20 protein-coding genes are annotated in these 24,827 nt (G+C 40.9%); 11 read left to right on the top strand and 9 right to left on the bottom strand.

Going from position 1 to position 24,827, the window contains the following annotated elements; translation table 11 throughout:
• Positions 1-154: 154 nt before the first annotated feature.
• The gene (locus tag V7K89_RS32745; protein ID WP_335194832.1) at positions 155-346 is read right to left on the bottom strand and encodes a CbtB domain-containing protein; all 192 of its coding nucleotides are present in this window, start codon (positions 344-346) and stop codon (positions 155-157) included.
• 699 nt (positions 347-1,045) lie between these two features.
• On the opposite strand from V7K89_RS32745, the gene V7K89_RS32750 reads away from it, so the two are divergent.
• From V7K89_RS32750 to V7K89_RS32770, 5 genes are all read left to right on the top strand, one after another.
• Complete coding sequence (locus V7K89_RS32750) at positions 1,046-2,071, top strand: multicopper oxidase domain-containing protein (RefSeq protein WP_335194834.1); 1,026 nt, start codon at positions 1,046-1,048, stop codon at positions 2,069-2,071.
• Positions 2,072-2,240: 169 nt separating this feature from the next.
• Positions 2,241-3,278, top strand: a complete 1,038-nt coding sequence (locus V7K89_RS32755) for a helix-hairpin-helix domain-containing protein (protein ID WP_335194836.1) — start codon at positions 2,241-2,243, stop codon at positions 3,276-3,278.
• Between the two features lie 144 nt (positions 3,279-3,422).
• On the top strand, positions 3,423-3,857 hold the full coding sequence (locus tag V7K89_RS32760) for a ferritin-like domain-containing protein (protein WP_335194838.1): 435 nt from the start codon (positions 3,423-3,425) through the stop codon (positions 3,855-3,857).
• 92 nt (positions 3,858-3,949) lie between these two features.
• On the top strand, positions 3,950-4,897 hold the full coding sequence (locus tag V7K89_RS32765) for an FTR1 family iron permease (RefSeq protein WP_335194840.1): 948 nt from the start codon (positions 3,950-3,952) through the stop codon (positions 4,895-4,897).
• A gap of 206 nt (positions 4,898-5,103) precedes the next feature.
• Entirely contained in the window at positions 5,104-5,541 is a 438-nt protein-coding gene (locus V7K89_RS32770; protein ID WP_335194842.1) for a hypothetical protein, read from the top strand.
• A 70-nt stretch (positions 5,542-5,611) separates the two neighbouring features.
• Here V7K89_RS32770 and V7K89_RS32775 read toward each other — a convergent pair whose 3' ends face one another.
• Both V7K89_RS32775 and polA read right to left on the bottom strand, forming a co-directional pair.
• Positions 5,612-6,541 carry an ABC transporter substrate-binding protein gene (locus V7K89_RS32775; RefSeq protein WP_335194844.1) on the bottom strand — a complete coding sequence of 310 codons (930 nt, stop codon included), beginning with the start codon at positions 6,539-6,541 and terminating at the stop codon, positions 5,612-5,614.
• A gap of 128 nt (positions 6,542-6,669) precedes the next feature.
• Positions 6,670-9,612 (bottom strand): DNA polymerase I, encoded by a 2,943-nt coding sequence (gene polA / locus V7K89_RS32780; protein WP_335194846.1) that lies wholly within the window; start codon positions 9,610-9,612, stop codon positions 6,670-6,672.
• A 550-nt stretch (positions 9,613-10,162) separates the two neighbouring features.
• On the opposite strand from polA, the gene V7K89_RS32785 reads away from it, so the two are divergent.
• Complete coding sequence (locus V7K89_RS32785) at positions 10,163-10,864, top strand: PEP-CTERM sorting domain-containing protein (protein WP_335194848.1); 702 nt, start codon at positions 10,163-10,165, stop codon at positions 10,862-10,864.
• 324 nt (positions 10,865-11,188) lie between these two features.
• Positions 11,189-12,040: a Cof-type HAD-IIB family hydrolase gene (locus tag V7K89_RS32790; RefSeq protein WP_335194850.1), complete on the top strand. Its 852-nt coding sequence runs from the start codon at positions 11,189-11,191 to the stop codon at positions 12,038-12,040.
• Positions 12,041-12,219: 179 nt separating this feature from the next.
• On the opposite strand, the gene V7K89_RS32795 is transcribed toward V7K89_RS32790, so the two are convergent.
• Positions 12,220-12,930, bottom strand: coding sequence for a DALR anticodon-binding domain-containing protein (locus tag V7K89_RS32795; protein WP_335194852.1), 711 nt, complete (start codon positions 12,928-12,930; stop codon positions 12,220-12,222).
• A gap of 525 nt (positions 12,931-13,455) precedes the next feature.
• Here V7K89_RS32795 and V7K89_RS32800 point away from each other — a divergent pair.
• Positions 13,456-14,175, top strand: coding sequence for a Crp/Fnr family transcriptional regulator (locus V7K89_RS32800; RefSeq protein ID WP_012412419.1), 720 nt, complete (start codon positions 13,456-13,458; stop codon positions 14,173-14,175).
• Positions 14,176-14,253: 78 nt separating this feature from the next.
• Here the strand turns inward: V7K89_RS32800 and V7K89_RS32805 are convergent, their stop codons facing one another.
• From V7K89_RS32805 to V7K89_RS32820, 4 genes are all read right to left on the bottom strand, one after another.
• Positions 14,254-15,300, bottom strand: a complete 1,047-nt coding sequence (locus V7K89_RS32805; RefSeq protein WP_335194854.1) for a PstS family phosphate ABC transporter substrate-binding protein — start codon at positions 15,298-15,300, stop codon at positions 14,254-14,256.
• A gap of 303 nt (positions 15,301-15,603) precedes the next feature.
• Entirely contained in the window at positions 15,604-17,001 is a 1,398-nt protein-coding gene (locus tag V7K89_RS32810; RefSeq protein ID WP_335194856.1) for an ABC transporter substrate-binding protein, read from the bottom strand.
• A 367-nt stretch (positions 17,002-17,368) separates the two neighbouring features.
• Complete coding sequence (locus V7K89_RS32815; RefSeq protein ID WP_335194858.1) at positions 17,369-18,769, bottom strand: serine/threonine-protein kinase; 1,401 nt, start codon at positions 18,767-18,769, stop codon at positions 17,369-17,371.
• A gap of 402 nt (positions 18,770-19,171) precedes the next feature.
• Complete coding sequence (locus V7K89_RS32820) at positions 19,172-20,185, bottom strand: LysR family transcriptional regulator (RefSeq protein ID WP_335194860.1); 1,014 nt, start codon at positions 20,183-20,185, stop codon at positions 19,172-19,174.
• A 213-nt stretch (positions 20,186-20,398) separates the two neighbouring features.
• On the opposite strand from V7K89_RS32820, the gene V7K89_RS32825 reads away from it, so the two are divergent.
• The 3 genes from V7K89_RS32825 to V7K89_RS32835 all read left to right on the top strand — a co-directional run bounded on the left by V7K89_RS32825 (position 20,399) and on the right by V7K89_RS32835 (position 24,446).
• A complete protein-coding gene (locus V7K89_RS32825) occupies positions 20,399-21,115 on the top strand; it encodes an NnrU family protein (protein ID WP_335194862.1) in 717 nt (238 codons plus the stop codon).
• A 595-nt stretch (positions 21,116-21,710) separates the two neighbouring features.
• Positions 21,711-22,097, top strand: a complete 387-nt coding sequence (locus V7K89_RS32830; protein WP_335194864.1) for a thioredoxin family protein — start codon at positions 21,711-21,713, stop codon at positions 22,095-22,097.
• Between the two features lie 243 nt (positions 22,098-22,340).
• Positions 22,341-24,446, top strand: coding sequence for an NAD(P)H-quinone oxidoreductase subunit 5 (locus V7K89_RS32835; protein WP_335194866.1), 2,106 nt, complete (start codon positions 22,341-22,343; stop codon positions 24,444-24,446).
• Positions 24,447-24,486: 40 nt separating this feature from the next.
• Here the strand turns inward: V7K89_RS32835 and V7K89_RS32840 are convergent, their stop codons facing one another.
• Entirely contained in the window at positions 24,487-24,726 is a 240-nt protein-coding gene (locus tag V7K89_RS32840) for a hypothetical protein (RefSeq protein ID WP_335194868.1), read from the bottom strand.
• Between the last annotated feature and the right edge of the window lie 101 nt (positions 24,727-24,827).

Consider the following 24,827-nt stretch of genomic DNA (forward strand, 5'->3'; position numbering starts at 1 on the left):
CATGTAGAGATGCTTTATTTATCATCTCTACAAAACCTAAAATTTATTTCCCAACAAAAACTCTGGCGCGAAATCTGCGCTATTTTAGCGTTATAACTTTGTTATGTGATATAGCAAAGCTTCATGCACCTAAAAATCTTGGGATTATGATAATTTAGTGACATGCAACGCCTAATGTGTGGTGACGCGCTGAGTGTGCTGTATTATGAACCGCAGGATAGGTAGAAAACAAAACAGTCCAGATAACTAAAGAAGATAGCAGCATATAAAGCGTTACCTGCACAGGCTTGGATAAGGTGATAGTTGCCGTCTTTTGCAATAGTGAAATATGAGAAAAACTAGTCATTTTTGACCTCCTAATAATAAATTAGAGTAATTCATCAATCAAAGGGCATAACGCCGCTTGATTGCAAAAAGATATACCATCAACTTTGTATTTGACAAGTGTGTATCAAATGTATTGTGTAATTCAACTTTAGTGAATACTATACTATCCTTTGACATCGGCCGATCGCGATGCAGAAATCTACACATAAAGTCCATACAAATAACAAAAGAATGACACATGGTTTGGAGTGATAGCATTTTCAGCGCTGCTAACACGAAGGTAACAGATAAAAATTAAAAATTAAAAGTTCTCTACCAAGCATTCAAAATCCCTTGAATAAAAGTGACTTATGTTATCCCTAAACCAATTAAATACGCTACAGATTAGCAACAGTTTCTTGCTTGCGTCCATATTCAAGGTGCTATTATACCCATTGTTTGTACTCTAAGTACTGCTGAAGCAATCAGCAGATCAGGAATAAGCATGAAACAGTTAATTTTTTCTGAATATTATTTATACATAAATAGACGTATAAATACAGTTAAAAGCAATAAAGTTTGGCGAGAGTTTTTAGAGCTTGATCTAGATTTAACGACTTAACTATCAGTTTTGAAGCACCGAAAAATAATTGACAATAATTACTAATTCATCTAAAATATAAAAAAGAATTGCAAATAATTTGCAATTCTTTTTTGGTGCTAACCGTAACTAAATGTCATGCCCAACAACTTCGCTCTGGGTAACGTAAAACCTTTGAGCCGCCGTGAATTACTAAAGCTGGGGCTAGCAGGTGCTGGAGTGACTGGTGCAGCTGGACTTTGGCAAATGCTAAATCTACAAAGTAAGTCAATCGTCAAAGTGCCGCCACTCAATATAGAAGCACCAGACGACGGTACTAACCCGATGAAGATGTTAAGGGATTTTGATTATGGGACGGTGAAGCAAGAAAATGGACGGACTATCCGGGAATTTCAGTTAACTGCGGGTACTTCCATAATAAAACTCAATAGTGCTGTCTCTTACAACATCTGGGATTTAAACGGTCGCATACCAGGTCCAACGCTACGGGCAAAACAAGGCGATCGCATCCGGGTATTATTTCTCAATAATGCAGGACATTCCCACTCTTTGCATTTTCATGGCGTTCATCCGGCAGAAATGGATGGTGTTCGCCCAATCAGCAACGGCAAAGCCACAATTTATGAATTTGATGCTGAACCTTATGGCGTTCACTTATACCATTGCCATATTGAACCAGTTACCCGTCACATCGCCAAGGGACTGTACGGGATGTTTATCATCGATCCACCTACGCCTCGTCCCCCGGCTGATGAGATTGTACTAGTTATGGCTGGGTATGACGTGAATGATGATAGCCATAATGACTATTATGCCTTCAACGGTTCGCCCCATCATTTCATGCATCATCCGATTCAAATTTACAAAGATCAGTTGATTCGGCTGTATGTCCTCAACATTATTGAATACGATCCGGCAGTAACGTTTCACCTGCACGCCAACTTCTTTGATGTCTATCGCTATGGCATGAGTATGACTCCTAGCGAAAAAACTGATGTGATTACGATGGGTATCGCAGAAAGGCACATTTTAGAATTTGCTTTTCGCTACCCGGGTAAATATATGTTCCATCCCCATCAGGATGCGATCGCAGAAAATGGTTGCATGGGTCAATTTGAAGTACTTGCTGAGAGCAAGTCTCAAAATAATGTTAAAAATTCCTGACAATATTATGAGTATTCGTAATTAATTCATGAAAGTTTAGCAAACTAGTTGATAAGAAATCTCATTATATGCAACAGTAAAATCTATGACAATCTGTCAAACAAACTACTTTCTAGAAATAGTTTGAAGTGTTTCAATTAATACCTTTTAATTTGTGTCAGGAGTAAAGATGATAAAACTTCGTTATATCTGTTTAGCAGCAGCAGCAGCCGTAGTAGTTACCTTGAGTTCCTGTAGTAGTACGCCAACCGCAGAAAATCCATCAGCACCAGTTGCTAGCCCTCCAGCCACAGAGGCAGTAAGTAATAACAGTCATAGCGGTCACAATAACAAAGAAAAAATTAATATTAACAACGCTATCTTGTCAGAATTGGATAAGTTTGAAGCCAAGCTAGGTGTCCCGGCTTTATCCAACAAAATTCAGGCAAATCGTCCTTATGGCAGACCAGAAGATTTAGTTACTAAAAAAGTAATTACTCAAGAACAGTTTGACCAAATTAAAGATCAGGTTGGTGTTCAAGAAGTGGTACTCACAGGTGAGGCAAAAGATGTTGACTATATGTCTAAATTAGGCTTAATGAAAGGGCATCTTTTGGTAGCAAAAGAACTGCTGGATCAGAATCAGCCGAAACAGGCAGAACCTCATATTGGGCATCCAGTTGAGGAGATTTACGTTGATGTAGAAGATCAATTGAATGAACGAAAAGTCAAAGAATTTAAGACAACTTTAGTAAGTTTGCAAGATTTAGTGAAATCTAGCCCGAAGGATAACAAAGTTAAAACTAATTTTACTTCTTCAATGCAAGCAGTTGATGGAGCGATCGCAGCTTTGCCAGCAGATCAACGCTCAAAACCAGGATTTGCGTTACAGGTAATTAACGAACTACTAGATTCAGCTAACTCCGAATATGGTGCGGCGATCGCAAATGGTAAAGTCACCGCGCCAATTGAGTATCAAGACTCCCGTGGTTTTGTCTTTTACGCCAATGAATTATACAAAGGAATTTCTAGTCAAGTAGCTCAAGCAGATCCCGAAGCACACAAAGTGATCGACACAAGTTTTGCTGAACTAATTAAAGTTTGGCCCGCCGCCATCCCACCAGCAAAAGCAGTCAAAACACCTAATGATGTTACCAAGTTAGTGAAAACCATTGAGGAAAACTCTCAAAAAGTTGTTGGCAAATCCAATACCCAAGCACAGAGATAACACTTTAATTTAATGGGAAGTATAGATTAAGGAGTTTAAAATAATTAAGAGTTAGGAGTTATGAATTATGAGTTATGAATCCCAATCTCCTCACTTCTAACTCCTAACTAATTACACTCCATTCCTTACTTTAACTAACAACTGATGCAAGAACTTGACCAGAAAAAGACTATTGACCTGCTGAACGCCATCATGGAATTTGAACTAGCAGGGGTAGTGCGCTACACACATTATTCTTTGATGGTAACTGGCCCTAACCGTATTCCAATTGTGGCTTTTTTCAAAGCACAGGCAAGTGAATCTTTACTTCATGCTGAACAAGTGGGAGAAATTCTCACCGGTTTAGATGGGCATCCCTCCCTAAAAATCGCCCCAATAGAAGAAACTTACCAGCATAAAGTCAAGGATATCTTGGCAGAAAGCTTATCCCATGAAAAAAAGGCATTGGATCTGTATAAAAAATTGCTCGACACTGTTACCGATGCCAGCATTTACCTTGAAGAATTCGCTCGTGGCATGATTGGGCAAGAAGAGATGCATAATCTCGAACTGAAAAAAATGTTACGTGATTTTGGTTAATAGTTATTAGTCCTTAGTCATTAGTCATCAGTCAAAAACAAATTCAAATGACAAATGACAACTGACTAAGGACAAAAAACAAAGGATAAAAGATGGATTTTAGTACTGCTCTACCTACTTTTGTAATAACACTTCGAGAAGGAGTGGAAGCTGCTCTTGTTGTTGGTATTGTGCTAGCTTTACTGAAAAAAGCTAAACAATCCCGGCTCAACTCTTGGGTATATGCTGGTGTCGGCGTTGGCATTGTCGTCAGTGCCTTAATCGGTGTGCTATTCAGTTGGATAATTCAAGTACTGGGAGCACTTAATCCTCAATACACCTCCGTAGTTGAGCCAGGGCTAGAAGGTGTGTTTAGTGTATTAGCGATCGCAATGCTCAGTTGGATGCTAATCTGGATGACTAAACAAGCCAGATTCATGAAAGCTACAGTTGAGGGAGCAGTAACAGAAGCGCTGACACAAAACTCAAATGCTGGCTGGGGTGTTTTTACTTTAATTTTAATTGCCGTTGTCCGCGAAGGCTTTGAAACTGTTCTCTTCGTTGCAGCAAATTTTCAACAGGGATTAATGCCAGCATTGGGCGCTGTTGCTGGTTTGGTAGCGGCAACTGCTATTGGAGTGCTGCTATTTAAATGGGGTATCAAAATTAACATCCGCCAGTTTTTCCAGGTAATGGGTGTTTTATTAGTGCTGATTGTGGCTGGGTTGGTAGTTTCAGCCTTGCAAAATTTTGACAGCGCTGTGGCTAACTTTGCCCTTGGTAGTCGTGCTACACAAAGTCTTTGTTTCTATTACGAACGTTTTACTAAAGTCCACTCCTGTATTTTGGGGCCAATGGTTTCCAATACTTCCACAATTTTGCCTGAGGAACAGTTTCCTGGCATTATTCTTAAATCTTTATTTGGTTATAGAGATAATCTCTATCTTGTGCAAGCAGTGGGATATGTGACGTTTTTACTAACCATTGGAGGACTGTATTTCCGCAGTCTTGGAGGTACTTCTCCTGAAGGTAGAAAGAATATTCCCTTCGCTCAAAAATAAATAAGTTTTGCAAAAGATTAAAAACACAGTCAGTTACCTCGTTTTCAGTCTGCCTTATTCCCAGTCATAGACTGGGAATTGCCTTTGCGATCGCTTACGATGGCTACGCTGATGTCCATCCAGAAGTAGCTACTTTAGTTAAAGCCACAGTTGATATTTTTGCCATTGGAATTGAATACAAATGTTTTCAACTAATCAAAAAAGCAATGAGCAAAATTTTTATATTAAATTCCTTACTGTTGCTGTCTCAAATACCCAATCCAGAAGCAAAATTTTTAGATTTAAAAAAGAAACTAGAAAAGAAAGGGTTTCAGGTAATCATTGCACTACCACCAAAGCGAGGAGCTTATGGGTTACTAAGAGAAGCTGATAAAAAAATCTGGATTAATCCGGTAGTGTTTGAATTACATATTGGGACTCAAACACTAATCCATGAAACTGTTCATGCAGCACAAATATGTGCCGGAAAAGGAAAAATAAAAACTTTAGGTTTAAACATTCAACCAAGCAATTATGCTCGACCATTTTTTACACACTATACCAATATCAAACGACAAGATTTAGAAAAAGAAGCCTATGCAGTACAAACTCAACCTAATAGTTTTGAATTAGCTGTATCTCTTCTTCAACAACACTGTAAATAGCTAGTTTTTAGATGGTAAATTTGAAGCTAAATGTATTCTTTATTGACTGCGATGTTCTTCCATTATTGAGCTAACTCTGTGGTATAAACAACGCTTGCTTAAGTTGCTGACAAGCCTTTTCAATTGCATCTATACTACCTGGATTCACCAGACCATAATAATCAAACACATAGACTCGGTTATTTTCAGTTGCTTGCAGTTGCTGCCAAAAAGCTTCCTTTTTCAAAGAATCTAAAAGCAGTGCTTCTGAATTACCTTGGGGAGGATTAACTAAAATTATCACCTCTGGATTTGCTTCTAAAACTTTCTCAGCCGAAAGCGTCACATAGCCACCAACTGGGCTTTTTCCTTGTAAATCTGCTGCTATATTTTTCGCCTGGAATTTTGCCAGTAAATCCCCTGCCCAACTGTTTTTATTCGGCGCTAAAATTGGTTGACGACTAACCAGCGCTAGAATAGAAGGACTCTGAGTTGGCTTATCTGGCAAGAAAGTTTTATAACGATTTAACAAAAGCTGAGGATTGGCATTAATTGACTGAGCCAGTGTTTTTGTAAGTTCTTCAAGAGATTCCCAGCTATTCACCTTAGTGAGCAAAGTCGAAATTCCTAGCTGCTGAAGTTTTTGAATTGGAATGTTAGAAAAACCTTCAGCACCAATAACTAAGTCTGGTTTGAGTGCTATCACTTTCTCTAAATTTGGTGGACTTTGACCTTCGCTAACGCGAGGAATATCCTTAAATCTTGAGTCATTCTTAAATAATTTGCTACCAGTGATTCCAACAACTTTTGTTTGATCAAGTCGAGAGATAATATCAGCCGATAGAGAAGAAAGAGCAACCACTCTTTTTGCAGATCCTTTTAGTAATTGCTGATTGGTATTAGTCGCCTCAGTGGTATTTTCCACTTTTGTTTGTAGCTGCGGAGTATTTGCAATAGTGCAAGCAACTAAAACTATACTCAACAAAATTGCTAAAGCAGGTAAAAGCCAACGACGATACATGTTAAAATTCCTTATATAATTAATAATAGTAAAATATTATTATTTGCAATTCGTAATTACTAATGACGTTATCGGTTTAATTACGAATTACAAATTAGTAGTCTAGTTCTTCCAATCCCCAATCAAACTTACTTCGTCTCCATCCAGTTTTCACCAACACGCGCCTCAACCAATAACGGCACACTCAACTGGACTGCATTTTCCATCACTGACTTAATTTGTAGTTGTAATTCTTCCCATTCATGAGGGGGAATTTCAAACACTAATTCATCGTGAACTTGCAACAATAAATGCGCCTGATATTTCTTCAAAATTTCATGCAATCTCACCATTGCAATTTTGATAATATCAGCGTTAGAACCTTGAATTGGTGCATTAGCCGCAGAGCGTAATAAACCTGCATCAAAAGCACCCAAATTCTTCAATTTACTCAGTTCTATATCTTCAGGATTACTGCCTTTTAATTTGCGTAAACTGTTATTAGTAAAGTTAAAGTAACGACGGCGACCGAAAATAGTTTCTACATAACCAAGAGCGATCGCTTCTTTTTTTACTCGCTCCAAATATGCAAATACTTTCGGATATCGTTCATTAAACCGCTTAATAAACTCGTTGGCAATAGTCTTATCTATCCCAGTTGAGCGCGAAAATCTTAGAGAACCCATTCCATAAATCACGCCAAAATTGATAGTTTTTGCTATCCCTCGTTCTTCTGAGGTTATATTTTCTTTTTCAAACACTAACCGTGCCGTCACAGTGTGAACATCTTCATTTTGCTGATATGCTTGCACTAATATCGGCTCTTGACTCAAATGAGCCAAAATCCGCAATTCAATTTGTGAGTAATCAGCAGCCACCATTAACCAGCCAGGTTCGGGCAAAAATGCCTTCCGAATTTGGCGACTAAAAGCTGTACGAATAGGGATATTTTGCAAATTTGGATTAGAAGAAGATAACCTACCAGTTGATGTTGCTGCTTGATTAAAATCAGTATGCACTCGCTGGGTATCTGGACGCACTAATGCAGGTAATGCATCAACATAAGTAGACTTTAATTTAGATAGGGTGCGATACTCAACGATCGCTTTAACAAATCCAGTGTTATCATCTTCTTGAAGTCTTTCTAGTGTTGCTGCATCTGTAGAGTAGCCCGTTTGAATTTTACGAGAATGTCTGGTGCTTAACCCCAATTTTTCAAATATAATTTGGCTCAATTGCTTAGGAGAACCCAAGTTAAAATTTTCCCCAGCTATTTCAGTTGCTTCCTCTTTTAATCTGGCTAACTCAGTTTCTAAATGCTGCGAAAGTTCTTGTAAATAAGCTGAATTAATCCGAACGCCTGTATATTCCATTTGGGCTAAAACAGCTTCTAGCGGCTGTTCAACTTCCATTAAGAGCTTAGATAAAGCTGGAATTTTATCCAGTTCCTCACGTAATTTCGCCACTAAACCAAAGGTAGAATAAGCATCCATACCGCAGTAATCTGCGACGGCAGGAATATCTATATCAGCAATGGTTTTGCCTTTGGGAACTAAATCTAAGTAACTTTTTGATATCAATCCCAAATATCGTTGCGCTAAATCCATCAAATTATGGCTAGAATCAGGATTTAGAATGTAACTTGCCAGCATGGGATCAAACACCACTCCCGCCAAATTAATTCCTTGACATCTAAATACTAAGCGGTCAAATTTACCATTTTGTAAAGCTTTGGGATAATTGGCACTTTCGAGAATTGGACGTAATGTTTCTAGCACCAAATCTTTATGCAAATTTTCCCCAGTTTTGTGTCCGACAGGAATATAGGCTACGTCATCTGGTTTCGTTCCCCAGCAGCAACCAATTCCTACTAACTCAGCATCTCTTGGTTCTAAATCGGTGGTTTCAGTGTCCCAAGCAACGGGAGTTTCTAGATTGATGAATTTTTGCAAAATTTTCACTAACTCAGTTAATTTTGCTTCAGTGTTAATGATGCGTGGTGTAATTGGGGAAGTAGATTGTTGTGTAACTGCTGCTGTATCGCTAGCACTGAAAAACCACAAATCATTATCTTCATCAGTGCTTAATTCTGAGTTAGGATTGGGATTAATTGCCTCTGTTTGGGCTTTTTGTTTTTCTTCAACTTTGCCACCAAAACGTTGCTGGATGTCATTGATTTTATCTAAAAAAGACTTCAATTCTAACTTTTCTAAAATTGGTGATAAAACGCTTGTATCAAACCCCTTTAATTTGCAATCTTCTAAATCAAATTCTATAGGAACATCTAAAACTATAGTTGCCAAATAGCGAGACTTTTCGGCATCTTTTTTCCCATCTGCCAGTTTTTTCTGAGTTGCGCCTTTAATTTCATCTAACGCAGCATAAACATTCTCAAGTGAACCATAGGTATTTAGTAGTTGCACCGCTGTTTTTTCACCAATTCCCTTGACACCAGGAATATTATCTGATTTATCACCACAAAGAGCTTTGAAATCAACAATTTGTGAAGGTAAAATGCCCATTTTTTCTTTGACTTGTTCTGCTTCAAATTCCGTGATGCTATTTGTAGAGCGCTTTAGGGCATCTGGACTAAAATTCAGAACAGTGATTTCTTTGTTAGAGTCGATCAGTTGAAATAAATCGCGATCGCCAGTCAAAATCTTTACTCTATATCCAGCAGCAGTTACTCGTTGTGCTAAGGTTCCCAAAACATCATCAGCCTCGAAACCAGAGGCAGTGAAAATTGGTAGATTGAAGCCATTCAGCAACTCATGCAGGTTTGCTAAGTCGGGAATGAAGTCTTCTGGCGTTTCTTTGCGATCAGCTTTATAAGTATCGTCAGCTTCGTGGCGAAAAGTTGCCTCACTTAAATCAAAAGCGATCGCCATTGCTTGAGGCTGTTGTGTAGCCATTACCTCCAGCAGGCACTTGACAAAACCAAAACATATACTGGTGGGAATGCCTGCTTTAGTACGCAGTCCACCATCTCGCCCTTTGGCGAAAGCAAAGTATGAACGATAAGCCAGCGAGTGCCCATCTACGAGGATGAAGGTGGGGCGGGTTGCAGTTGCAGAAGTAAAAGTTTCAGACATAGCACTATTTTAGCCAGAAGCTTTGTCACGTGGTTGGCAATTTCATCTGCTCGTTCAGCTTGGCTTTGGTGACAATAGCCGAGTTTTTACGTACTAGTTAGTTTTGCATCTAATTTTAGACAAAGTGATATCTAAGCATTTACAGCTTTAATACGGAAGTCAAGTAGAACCATTTTTTGGCAGGGATACCAGTCCAATTAAGTATACGAGTATAAGTATAGTAACCAGATAGTAACTAGATCACTAACTTCTGATCAGAAGTCGGGGATTTATTTTCTAAGCCTTTTATATTTAATTCAGTTGACCTAGCTTACATCTCAGAAACTAACAACAATTAGCTTAATATTTCGACATAAGATTACCACTATCAAAACTATTTGCCTTAACAAAACTTTATATATTCTTCAAAAAGTCTATTTATCGAAGGAATTTAAACATAATAACTTTACATAAAGTTACGTATATTTATCAAGACTATAAGCAAAGTTTCAAAGTTAGAAATAGGTTAGTAATCTCGTAATGATTGATTTCAGAAAGGCATCTTCTATCCATGACAACAAAACTATTTAACACTCTAGTTGCTGCTACAACTTTGGTAGGAATTGTTGCAATATCTGGAGCAGCTAATGCAGCTTCTCTCTCTTACACTAGTTCCACTGATTACGATTTAACAGATATCATTGATGCACCTCTGAGCGTCCAAAAATTTAACTCATCTTTGGGTACACTTAAGGGTGTAACGATAAATTTTACTGGCGACTTACTTGGAAATGCAGGTTTTGAAAATAGGAGTCCAACCGCGACTCAGGTGACAGTAAATCTTGCTAGTAAACTCAATTTAAAATTAAATAATCAGTCTCTGTTTGCGCTCAATCCACAAGATATCTCAAGTTATCAAGCTGCAAAATACGACGGTAAAACTGATTATAATGGCATCTCTGGAAAAACTATTTCTAACTTAACTGCCACACAATCTGCTACTCAATCTTTCACTAATACTCAATTCTTGCAGTCTTTCACTGGTAATGGCAATATAGGCTTTTTGTTCTCAGCTTTAGCTAGCTCTGTAGTTACGGGTTCGGGTAACATGAGATCCTATATTGATACTTATGCAAAAGCAGGTGTCAAAGTAACTTATGACTACGATGCTAAATCAGTACCTGAATCATCTACCACACTGGGAATTGGTTTAGTTGCTGGGCTTTGTCTATTGTCACAGCGCAAAAAAAGCTGGATCAAGATGTTTAATTAATAGGTTTTTTCCATTTTATCTATCAATCAGGCTCTCTAATTTAAATAATGAAAAAAACCGATTTTTTCGAGAATCGGTTTTTTTATTGTGCCTATATCCTCACGGTAGTAGTCTGTAAAGTTTAAATTGATGGGTAAGCAAGTTCGTAGTAAGGACTTTAGTCCTTAATTTTCTAAGCACTAAAGTGCTTACTACAAACTTTTCATTACTAGCTTAGATATTGTAGTAAGGATGGATTGACTAGATATGGCAATTTTTTCTACAACTCCCCACTAGTCGCTAGAGCCTGTTAACCTCTTATTGGAACTTAAAATCTAACAAATCATGCAGAAAGCGTCTACTAACAATCAGGCTGCTGCAAAAGACATTAAACTACTAGTTTTGGATATAGATGGCACGATCGCTGGACACTCTAACACTATTAGCGAACCTGTAAAGCAAGCAATCTTTGCAGCCCAAGCACAAGGAATTCAAGTGGCGATCGCTACAGGTAGAATGTATTGTTCAGCCTTGCGCTTTCACCAAGACATCGGCTCTACCTTACCATTAATGGCCTATCAGGGAGCCTGGATTCAAGACCCAATCACCCAAAAAATTCATCGCCATTGGGTTATTTCCAGGGAAATTGCCCACCAGCTAATCGACTATTTTGAACAGCCGGAGTTGCGATCACTTCTATCTGTCCACTTTTACATCAACGATCAACTATACGTCCGTGAGTTAACCAGAGAAACCAAAATTTATGCAGAACGTTCTAGTGTTATCCCAATTCCTGTGGGTGATTTGCGTCAAGCCTTAACGAATGAACCAACAAAAATTCTTGCGTTGTCTGATGACATTGATGTAATCGATAAGCTATTGGGAAATTTGCGCCGCCAATACACACCTGCTGAACTTTATCTGACGACATCTGTTGCTACCTTTTTTGAAGTAACTAACGCCTCTGTCAATAAGGGGACTGCTATACGTTACCTAGCCGAAGAATTGCTGGGATTACAATTAGCCAATGTTATGGCGATTGGCGATAACTTCAATGATGTGGAAATGCTGGAGTATGCGGGACTTGGTGTAGCTATGGGCAACGCACCAGCAGCAGTGCAAGCGATCGCTAAGTGGGTAGCTCCTAGCGTTGAGGAAGATGGGGTAGCAGTAGCAATTGAAAAGTTTTTGCTGTAGTAAGGCACTTTTTCAAACCTAACCCATATAAATCAGAAAGGACACCGACGACTGGCCGTGTTTCGTCTCGGTGCCCCTGCTGGTTCGCTCCTCACACAAGAGCTAATGTAGCCGAGGTGGTGCATTGAGTCAATAGCTATATAAAAAGTTTTTATTTTTGCCTAAGCGAGATTACCGATTTATAACTCCAAAGGCGCAAAAACCCCTAGATTCTCCTCTAAGACAAATCTTAATACTGACTGAGTAGCCATGAGCAATCCGAGTCTGGCTTGGGCTAGCTCTGGTGACATAATTTTGATCTCACCCCAAATCCGGCAATTAGACCAAAACTTTTCAAAAGCTTGGCTCAAATTCAGCGCTACTTTTTCCCATTTCACAGAACCGCTAACATCAGGGCACTCTATGTTGTCTATCACTTGTATTAATTCGCCAATTAGACGATGCTCATCTGGGTGATTGAATCGTAGTGCTCCGTCGCAATTAAGCCAAGGTAGGGGGTTAGGAGAGATAACGTCCCAAAAAGCCGGACTAGTATTTGGAACTGGTTCTCTAAGTTTAATCAATCCCTCTCGATGAGCCAGAAGCACTAGCGAACAGCAGCGTGCATGAGCATATTCAACAGCAAACAATGAATTGGGCATTGGGCATTGGGAAGAGGCAGAGGGGCAGGGGGAAGGGTGCAGAGGAGAGGAATCTTCCTTCTGCTCTCTGCTCCCTGCTCCCTGCTCCCCTGCTCTGCCCAAACTCCCAACTACAAGACTTTGTAACCAAGTCGCTAAGGTTGAGTGAGTTAATTCAAAATATATCCAACCAGGGGGAACTACTTGGATGCTAAAAATGTCTTCACAAATCCTTGATAAATCAGAGGCGATCGCACTGGCAAGCTCCATCGCTTTTCGATTCTGAGATTTTGATAGTCGCAGAGACACACTTGAGGTATAGAAAACTTTATTGTCATCTCTACCTTTATATAGAGGAATTTTTCCGTCTTTTATGCCTTTATACTCTGTTTTGTAAGTATCAATGCTTATTGATTTTATTAAATAACTATATAATAGCTGTTTGATTGACGTATATTTGCTAACTGGTAATCTATGATGCACGTAATCTTATTTAAATAGTCATGTAAGATATATTTGTTACATTTCTGTCATCCATCTTGCGGTATAAATTTAATTTGGATGAAGAAAAATGAGAAGAGGATAAAATTTGATGAATAATCGATGAATAGTAAGTAAACTTTACTACCATCATTGTACAGTAGGAAGTATAACAAAAGAGTAGAGAGTAATTTGCTTTCTATTCTTTGGATTGGCTGGCGCTGTTAGGCGTTAAGCCTGCCTCGCCAACACAAAGACACTCCTTGCACCCTTTTATTTACGTCTTTGTCTTCAGCCGAACGCTCTTTGTTACCTATGCAATCTCCATCCTCCTTTTCTGAGGCATCACGGCCTTTTTTGACTTGGCAACGCATTCTTGACTGGGCTCAAGAACACTATCGCTGCCGTACCTTTAGCAAAGATGAGCGCATTCCAGCCCGGCCTGGATTGCTATATTTAGTGCAAAGGGGTGCGATCCGCATGGTAGGAACCGCCCAAGTTAGTGCGACTGCCAGTCAGCTAACGTCTCGACGAATTAACAGAACCCCAGAAGAAGCGTTCTTGGGTTTTGTGGGAGCGGGACAGCCATTTGAAATTGTTGCTCAATCACCATTCACACTCCAGGCTTACGCCCATGTCGATCAAACTGCGGTGCTGTGGATGTACTGGCACGATTTAGACAATTGGCCTCACTTCCGTCGCGAAGTTATGGATGCCTTTAGGTATCAGCACCAGCGTAAGCTGCTGTGGCTGAGTGCCTTAGGACAACGCCGCACAATTGACCGACTCTTAGGATTTCTCACATTGTTAATTGAGGAATATGGAGAGCCAGCAATGAGCGACACCGATCCTGATGTGATTCGCGGTTATTGTCTGCCTTTTCCGCTGACTCATGCCCAAATTGGTAGCGCGATTGGTTCGACTCGTGTCACCGTCACCCGCTTGATGGGTAAGCTGCGTCAACGTGGTTTAATCCTGACTCAAGGGGATAATCTAATATGCTTGCCAGCAGAGTCGATTAATAGAGCTGGTTAAGATACAGTTCAGAGCGGCGATTTCCGCCACTCTGTCTTGAGTAGATGGGCTAAACCTCGCTACAGGCGATTGCGGGTGTCAGCGAATTTTGACAAACCCCGCTTGGGTAATTAGTTCCTGTCCCTGCTCAGTCAGCAGTAAGTTGGCGTAAGCGACACCTGCTTGCTGCTCAGTCTGACCATTCTGTTTGACCACCACAAACAGATTGCGGGTAATCGGGTATTTTCCTGATTGGAAAGCCTCAATGTTCAACTTGTTCCGTTTACCAGGACATTCAGACGGGAGGACAGAAGGTTCTTGGTATGGTGCAATGTATTGCCCTTGCGTGCGCCCCAACGGCAAGGCTTTTATTGAGCATTGAGGAATCACCTCTGGGGCAGAAGCGTAGTAAATGCTACCAGGATTACCAGCCAATTTTTGCAAGGCTTGGGTGGTTGTAGAGATAAATTCTACATTGGAGCTGAAAGCTTGACCACCCAAGATGTCTTGGACAAAAAGTTCGACAGTACCGCCATCAGCAATGCGGCGGGAATAGGGTTTAATAGGGATATTGGAACCGCCCACCTGGCTCCAATTATTGATTTTGCCTGTGTAAATTGACTTTAACTGGTCTATCGTTAGTCCAGGGATATTCAGGTTGGGGTTAACTGCGACTGCTAAACCATCAATTGCCACAGGAATTTGTTTTAAACTGAACCCACGCTGCTGGGCACGACTTAATTCTTGATCTAGAACTGGTCGGGAGGACTGGGCAAAGGCTAGTTGACCGTCTATCAAGGACTGAATGCCAGTACCAGAACCAGGAGATGCATTACTGGGTTCTACATAGCGCAACCGTAACTCTGGCCGCACGGCTTGAATTGCTGGATCGACAACTAGTCGAATCGGTGCCCAAGATGTACTGCCTCCGTAATTGAATAATCCTGTAGGAACATCCTTTACTGAAGTGAAAGTATTGCCACTAGGTTGTTCCGATCCGGTTTGGGGTGTTTTGGTGCTACCAGAATTAATTGTATTTAAATTAACACCAGACTTTCTAGTAAACCACCAAAAACCGCCAGCTATTAGCCCGGCGGTGATTAGGATAGATAATACAAGAATAGTTGTTTCATTTTTTTGGGACATAGTATAATTACCCGCGCGTCCATTCAATATAAGTGCTTGACTTGATCAGTGCTTGCTACTTGAGATTGTATTTGGAGGACGGGTGTTTTACTAAAAATGCAGATAAATCCTCACTTCTGACTACTTTATAAATCAAGGTATAATAAATTTCCCCTGGATTATTTGTCTTTTTTCTCAAGGCTTGAATGTTGGTGAGGATAAGTTGTTAGTTGATACTAAGATTTTTCCCCATAAAGCTTAATTTCTCATCTTCAGGGTTTTTCCAGGTTAACGATTGGTTAACTTTTAATTTTTTATTGCTGGTTAACGCACTGGTTCAAAGTCATAACCAGTGCGAGAGCGAGAACCAGGAACAATTTTTACAAGTTGGACTGGCGCATTGCGATCGCCTGATGCTAAAAATCGAATTGTCCCAGAAGCGCCAGTCGCAGAAAAGTCAGAGGACAAGAGTGCTTCTTGAACTCCATCTCGGGTGGGATTGCGTTCTAATGCCGCAATTAGAGCAACAGTGGCATCATAACTGAGGGCACTTCGCCAACTGACATCAGCACCCCATAATTGCCGCGATTTCTGGGGAAAATCTGACTTCGGATCGCCATCAATATGCCAGGGAACTGCTAGTACCATCCCCACAGCTTGTTCTCTGCCAATTTCCAGAGTTTTAGTGGTGTATACATCATCTCCCGCCAACAGAGTTAACTTTTTCTGGTTAATTTGAAGTACTTGTAGCGCTTTATCTAAAGTTTCAGTATTAGCAGCTAACATTAACACTTCTGCGCCTTGCTTTGTTGCTTGTTCTACGCTTTTAGCTGCACTAAAATCCGCCCTGGATAAGTCAAATTCGCTGGCTACCTGTCCACCCTCCAAGGAAACGGATGAGACAAACTCTGACTTTAAAGACTGGCTATAGTTACTCTGAGAATTAAAGAAAACCACTGCATTTTTTTTCTGCAAGGTTCTCACCATGTAGTTGGCTAAAGTTCTCGCAGCCATAAAATCACTAGGAACCGTGCGAAAAATATAACGGCTAAAGTTAGAAATTTTGACAGATGTACTAGTGGGAGATATGGCTACAAGTTGTCCAGAAGTATAGATAGCACCTGCGGCTAAGGTAGAATCGCTAGTATTCGGCCCAACTACACCTAATACTTCAGAATTGCTGACTAGGGTAGAAGCAATTTGCTTGGCTATTTCTGGATTGTCGTCGTCGTTAGCTATCCCTACCCTCAACCGTACTCCCTTGACCCCTCCAAAGCTATTAACTTGATTTTGGGCTTGAGCTATGCCACGTAAAATTTCTAAAGAAGTATTGGGGTCAGTGCCGAATGGTACAGAAGCCACGATGGTATAGCTCTTGGAAGAACCGATGCGGGCATTGTTAAGAAAAATTAACGTTTCTGGATCGTTTCGGTTGAGTTTTAGAGCTGCTGTGAAATTAGCGATCGCTCGATTGTAACTTTTAGCTGCGATCGCCTGTACTCCTTCTTTTTTTACTGGAGAAATGTCACCCGGAATAAAAGATTTTTCTCCAAAACTAATGCGGTCTTGTAAAGATGAATTGTTGCCTGATTCTTGATTTTGAATGATCTTATTACCAATTTTCACCCCATTGTTACTAAACCACCAAAAACCACCGCCAACTATACCAACTGTCAGCAGCAGAGCCAAGGCTAAAATTGCGGTTTCATTCTTTTGTGACATGAACAAATTTGAATAAAGAAAAAATATTTATTATTTTAATTATTTGGCTAAAGTTAAGCATTTTTATCATTTAATTTTAACAAATCCAGCTTTTTCGCTCAATTTTTGACCCTGAGGTATCAACAGCCAATTTGCACAAGCTTCACCAGCTTACTGGTCTATTTGACCATTCTGTTTAACGATTACAAATAAATTGCGGGTATTTGTCTCACCCACTTTTTGCCAGTTCCGTTTAATTGCGCCCACAGTTGCATAAGAAACCATAGACCATCAAACATTAAACCAATAGTGATGACAACGGCTAAAAAAAAGACTAAGTGTTTCGGGTGTCTGAGATATTTATGTAACTGTTAGTACCAGAAATTTTTTAAAGTAGGAGAGATAGTAATTTATAAATAAGTCGAAATACAGCTGTCAATGAAATAGCTACTAAGCCTGCTCCAACTGCTAAAATCACCACTGACGAAAGGTCAAGACCTCCTCGTAAAAAAGGGAGAAAAAAAATAATTGCAAAAGTAATTGTGGGAATAATTAATAAATCGAACTTTTCAATCCATCGCCGAGTTTGGGTAAAAATAAGTATACCTAAAATCAAGGCGGAAGTAATCAAAGTAACTATTGGTAATTTGACTAGACTGAAGAGGGCGATCGCGATCAATGCACCCTCAAATCCACTAAATGCCGCCCCACCCAATAATTCCAATGTAGAAAACGCTGGCCCAATTGGAGGACGACGGGGAACAACAGAACTAGAACCTTGAGGTGGTTGTGGCGGGAGGGTTGCAGAGGGCGAATTAAATTGTGTAGGCGCTAGAGCCTGTGAGTTAAGTGCGTGTAGAACCTCTTGGGCTGACTGGAAGCGCTGATTAGCAGCAGGTAGCAGCATCTTGTCTAAAATGTCAGCAAGGCGAGGGTTGATACTTACTTGGGTTCGCCATTTCCACTGGTTATTATAGACATCAAATAGTTGAATTGCTTCCTGATTTGTTAACAAGGTAATAAGAGTTACAGCTAAAGCGTATAAATCTGTAGATGGAAATACTTGCCCTCCAGCCATCTGTTCCGGCGGTGCAAATCCCATAGAATAAATTCCTGTGGAAGAAGCCACAGAACCAAGTGCAACATTTGTTATTTGCTTGACTGCACCAAAATCTAGTAAGAAAAGTTTACCATCACGACGACGCATGATGTTTGAAGGTTTAATGTCTCTGTGAATAATCCCTCTGTCATGGACAAACTCTAGTACCCTCAGAATTCCTTGTAATACCTCTAATACTTGCTGTTCAGAAAATTTGCCTTGTTGAACTAATTCTTCTTCTAAGGTTTGCCCGTCAATGTATTCTTGCACCAAGTAAAAAAATTGGTCTTGCTCTTTTGGTTGCAAGCTATTAACTATTACTGGAAAGAAGGCAAATAAGTCAGGAATTTGCTCGCTATCGTTACCAAGCTGTGCTAGGACTTCTGCTTCTCTTTCAAACATTAACTGCGCTTGTTGCAGTTGAGTTAAGGTTAAATTTCCCGATGGTTGAAACTGCTTAACCACGCATTGACGCATTCCTGGTATTCGGCGATCGCGTGCCAGAAATGCGGCTCCAAATCCGCCCCTTCCCAGCAGTTTCCTTGGCACGTATCGACCATCTAGCATCAATGGCATACCACAGGTAGTGCAATACTTTTGCTGGGTTGTTTTCAGTGTCGTAATATCATCTAAATCGGCAAAATAGTTTTGTGGACGTGGACAACGTGGACGAGTACAGTAAACTTCCATTTTCGTGATTAGTCAAAATAATTCGCAATTGATAATACTCGCCTTCTCTAGGAGATGCTAGCGAATGGCAAGAAGCAAGCTACGTAATTCGTAATTAGTTCCGGTTACAGAGTAGCTAATACCAATTCAAAATTCAAAATTCATGCATTAAGAAAGCCAGACATCACAAAGGTTTGGGAGTATATATCTGTCACATTCTTTTTTCAAATTGGTATAAATTTGTTAATCAGGAACATGAAACTTTTTTCCTGATATCAAACCCTTGGCTTGTCTACTGCACTCTGTACGAACACAAAGAGTTAATAATTACGAATTAAGTTAGCGACAGAGGAGCGTCATTACGAATTATTTGGTCATTTACAAGAAACAAAGTCCAAATGACAAGAGACTAATAACCTGATTTCAGTCTTCGCCAGATGAGCTAGGTGTTGCTACCTCCAATGTAGTTAACATTAGACTTTTTTGTGTTAATTTTAACACATCTTGATTCCATCCTGGGTTAGCAAACTGGGGCAAAATTTCTTGACTAAAGGCTTCTGCGGCCTTGGATCTATAGCGATTGGGATTACAAATCAGCCATAGCGTCCGTTTGACGACAACGCCTTCAATGGGAGTACGGTGCAGAACGCCCATTTGTAACTCTTTAGCGATCGCACTAGTTGAAACAAAGGCAGCTCCTAAACCAGATTGCACAGCATTTTTAATCGCTTCAATGGAATTCAATTCCATTTCAACTTTAAAACGTCTGGTATCAATTTCACAGCGTGCTAGCACTTGGTCAATTACTTTGCGGATAGTCGATTGGGAATCTAGAGCAATGAATTGTAATTTATATAGGTCTTCTTTTTGGATTTTTTCAAGTTTGGTAAAAGGATGAAAGACAGGTATAATCAGCGCTAGCTCGTCCTCAGCGTAAGGAATCACATCTAAAGATTCTGAGAGTTCACCAGGGATTTCACCGCCGATAATTGCCAGATCGACTTGTCCGTTAGCGACACTCCAAGCAGTCCGCCGGGTAGAGTGGACGTGTAATTGCACTGCCACATCTGGATATTTTTGTCGGAACATACCGATCATTCTGGGTAAAAGATAAGTGCCGGTGGTTTGAGAAGCACCGACAATTAAAGTACCACCTTGGAGATTTTGTAAATCCTCAATGGCGCGGCAGGTTTCCTGGCAGAGACTGAGGATTTTTTCACCGTAGTTTAAAAGTAGATGCCCAGCTTCGGTTAATTGGGCGCGTCGTCCTCCACGATCGAATAAGGGGACATCAAGTTGCCGTTCGAGATTTTGGACTTGCAAACTGACGGCGGGCTGGGAAACGTAAAGACTATCAGCGGCACGCTTGAAGCTTCCTTCTTGGGCAATCGCTTTCAGGATACGTAACTGATCTAAAGTGAAAGGAAGGTCAGACATAAGGCTCAACCCACAAACATTTTAAAGGAGCAGATGTATGTAATAAATCCGGTTTGGCAGCAATCAGCCGGACATGATTTGTTGCATATTAAACTTGAAGGTTTGACTCGAAAAAGACAGTAGCACAACATCTTGACTAAAGTCCCCTTTTGAATACTTTGTGGTATTGGTTGTACTGAATTTAGTTTTCTTTAAATTACTTCACCTGTCTATATGTTGCTGATTTCTTGGTTGACACCCAGTCATTTTGTCATATTAGGGTTACAAATAGTTTTTGCGATCGCTCACAGTGGAGGCGCTGCTTTACGCCCTTGGGCAGAAAAATACATTGGGCCAAGGTTTTATCGCATTCTCTTTGCATTAGTCAGCCTACCGTTGGCTGTGATATTAATTATTTACTTTTTTGGGCACCGCTATGATGGTTTGCAACTTTGGCAGGTACAAGGGGTGCCAGGAGTTCGAGAATTTGTTTGGCTGCTGTCAGCAATCTCGTTTTTGTTTTTATATCCTGCTACCTTCAATCTACTAGAAATTGCTGCTATTCAAAAGCCCCAAGTTCATCTCTACGAAACAGGAATTATTCGGATTACCCGTCATCCCCAAATGGTAGGACAAATAATTTGGTGTGTTGCCCATACTCTCTGGCTGGGCACTACCTTTACCCTTGTGACTTCCATTGGATTGGTATTGCATCACTTGTTTGGCGTTTGGCATGGCGATCGCCGTCTTGTGCATCGTTATGGAGAAGCTTTTGAAATTGCTAGACAGCGGACTTCAATTATTCCCTTTAAAGCAATTTTTGACGGGCGTCAATCTCTCAAATGGCAGGAATTTCTCCGCCCTGCTTATTTGGGAGTTACCATTTTTATAGCTTTGCTTTGGTGGGCGCACCCTCTGTTACTGGAAGCAACTAGTAGCATAGGATGGTAATCTTAGACGATTCCCGGTGTCAGCAGAAAATCCGAAATAGATGGAAATTTCAGCTTATCAATTGCTCCAAATCAATGTAGGATAAATTCAAACATCTACTCAGTGGGGGGTGCGTTCAGCCAGCTTGAGATTTTATATTAGTAGTTGTTGTCAGTTGCCTTTGCTTGAAAAAAAGTGGTAGATTCAGTCAGATCCCCAAGCGGTCACGGCAATCAGGAGTTTAACATCCAAAAAAGCCAACGCGACTTCTAAGGTCGCTTTTGAGTCAGAGACACATTAACGCGCTCAATTTTTGCTAATGATTCTGTGTCCTGAAAGCATCTATCGGCAGTTATTGACTTGCCAATCCCCCACTGAAGTAGTGCTGAGTCTTGAGTCTTGAGTAAAAGCAAGCAACTTAGTATTCATTGCTTGGCAATTAGTCCTAATCTCCGCTTTAACTCTAAAAGAAAAATAAACGAGTTGTTCATTCAATCCGCAAACTTTAGTTATGGACTTCTACTCAGCAACCAGAACTCGGAACTCAGCACTACTCAATTCAGTACTGATAGCTAGTTTGATATAAAAATAAAAACCTTATAATCCAAGAGGCGTCATGGTGTTGTCGGTTAGTGAGCGGACATTTACTGAAGAAGTTTTAGAATCTCTTATTCCTGTTTTAGTTAACTTTGAAGCACCTTGGTGTGGCTTATGTCGAGTTATTCACCCATTGTTGTTGCAATTTCAGGCCCAGTGCGGGGATGAAATTAAATTAGTCGGGGTTAACGCCGATCAAAATTTTAAATTGTCTACTACCTATAAGCTAAAATCACTACCCACTTTACTATTGATTGAAAATGGCACTATTCGCCATCGCTTGGAATGCTTTCGTGGCAGAGAAGATTTACGTCTAGCTTTAGAAGAGATTAAAGCTAGCTACAGCAATTACCCCAAAATCTACAAAAGTTCAAAAACAGTGGACTTAGAGTGCCGATCAGCTTGATGGATATTGGGTATAGGGCATGGGGGAGCCAGTGCGTTGGGCGGCTTTGCCAACTTGAAGCAACTGGCGTCATGTGACATTGGACTAATGACCAATGACCAATTACCAATGACCAAATCTAAAACCATGCTTAATACCCCACCCAATCAGCCTTGGGTGGGTTATTTTATCCTAAAGGGTGTGTGTCACAATTGTTAACAGTTTTGACACGCTAATCAAGAATTCTAAAAGTAGGCGTCAGTGATGGAAGTAATCTATCAGTATGCCTGGCTGATTCCGGTGTTCCCTCTTTTTGGGGCGATACTGGTCGGTCTAGGGTTAATCTCGTTGAATCAGGTGACAAACCGCCTACGGCAGCTTAACGCTGTGGTGATTATCTCCATGATGGCAGCAGCTATGGGGCTATCGTTTGCCTTGCTATGGAGTCAAATTCAAGGACACGCGACTTATATCCGCACCTTTGAGTGGGCGGCGGCAGGTAATTTTCACCTGAGCATGGGCTACACTATTGACCACCTGACAGCCCTAATGCTAGTAATTGTCACAACGGTAGCGTTGTTAGTCATGGTTTACACCGATGGCTACATGGCTCACGATCCCGGTTATGTGAGGTTTTACGCCTATCTCAGTTTGTTTGGCTCCTCAATGTTAGGTCTGGTGGTCAGCCCCAACCTAGTACAGATTTATATCTTCTGGGAACTTGTGGGGATGTGTTCTTACTTGTTGGTCGGCTTTTGGTACGATCGCAAGTCAGCAGCTGATGCCGCGCAAAAAGCATTTGTTACCAACCGCGTAGGCGACTTTGGTCTATTACTTGGTATTTTAGGGCTGTTCTGGGCAACAGGAAGTTTTGATTTTAATATTATGGGCGATCGCCTCGCCCAACTTGTGGAATCAGGTTCGATCAGTAATTTTCTCGCTGTCCTGTTTGCGATTTTAGTTTTCTTAGGGCCAGTGGCGAAATCAGCCCAATTCCCCCTCCATGTCTGGCTACCAGATGCGATGGAAGGCCCCACTCCCATTTCTGCCTTGATTCACGCAGCAACGATGGTGGCAGCGGGTGTTTTCCTGATTGCCCGGATGTACCCAGTATTTGAAGACGTTCCAGCTGCAATGAATGTCATTGCCTTTACTGGGGCGTTTACGGCGTTTTTGGGGGCAACCATTGCCATTACCCAAAACGACATCAAAAAGGGCTTGGCTTACTCCACCATTTCCCAACTTGGTTACATGGTGATGGCAATGGGAATAGGTTCCTACAGTGCAGGACTATTCCACCTGATGACCCATGCCTATTTCAAGGCGATGCTGTTCTTGGGTTCAGGTTCAGTAATTCATGGTATGGAAGGTGTCGTTGGACACGACCCTGCCTTAGCCCAAGATATGCGCTTGATGGGTGGACTGCGAAAGTATATGCCCGTCACAGCAACTACCTTTTTGATTGGTTGCTTGGCAATTTCTGGTATCCCGCCCTTTGCTGGTTTCTGGTCAAAAGATGAAATTTTGGGGAAGGCTTTTGAGGCTAACCCACTTCTCTGGTTTATCGGCTGGCTAACTGCCGGGATTACTGCTTTCTATATGTTTAGAATGTATTTTTCGACATTTGAAGGCAAATTCCGGGGTACTGACGAGAAAATTAAGGAAAAACTCAAGAAGGCGGCGACAATTGTTCTGGAGTTGCAGTCAGAAGAACTAGCCCCGAATTTTGGGCCTGGGGCAATGAAAAAAGGAGAATTGACTGCCACTGGTGAACACCATGACTCCCACGATCATGACTCCCACGGACATCACAGCGACTCTCCTCACGAATCGCCGTGGACAATGACTCTGCCGTTAGTATTTTTGGCTGTGCCTTCGATTTTCATTGGTTTAGTGGGAACTCCCTACGCCAATTATTTTGAAGAGTTTATCTTTCCTCCTAGCGAAACTCTCACCGAAGTTCTAGAAAAAGCTTCCGAGTTCAATCCGACGGAATTCTACATTATGGCGGGTGCTTCAGTGGGAATTTCCTTGGTTGCGATTACTTTAGCTTCGCTGATGTATTTGGCCCGTAAGATTGACCCGGCTGCGATCGCTGCTAAAATCCAACCACTTTACGAGTTATCCCTCAACAAGTGGTACTTTGATGACATTTACCATCGGGTTTTTGTCCTCGGCTTGCGTCGCGTAGCTAGACAAGTTATGGAAGTTGACTTCCGCGTTGTAGATGGTGCTGTTAACCTCACAGGCTTTTTCACCCTTGTTAGTGGTGAAGGTCTGAAGTATCTAGAAAACGGCCGCGCTCAATTCTATGCCTTGATTGTGTTTGGGGCGGTTTTGGGCTTAGTAGTTGTCTTTGGTGTTACCTGATTTTAATAGGGGTGGGCGAATGCCCGCCCCTACCTCTTAACTATCCACTAATTGGGAGATTAGCTAATTTATGAGCGCGTAAATTTTTTGCTAAGGATGCTGGGTCAAGACCATTATCTTGATAAGCTTGCATAGCAATTTTTCTCCATTCCAAGTTAGCTTCACTAGGAAAACTACGTTTTAGCTCACGTACTACAGTAATTGCTTTTTCAGCCCATGCTTGAAAATCCTGCTGATTCCAATAACACACATCTTGTGCATGAGTCTTTGCACCATTCATAATACTTTTATAGCAACCGCCAGGTTGGTTAGGACACTAAACTCAGAACATACTCCATTGCCGCTCGCAAGGTAGGGAAGTACTCCAGTTGCTTGCGGATA

The organism is Nostoc sp., from assembly GCF_036917515.1.
Classification (GTDB): Bacteria; Cyanobacteriota; Cyanobacteriia; order Cyanobacteriales; family Nostocaceae; genus Nostoc.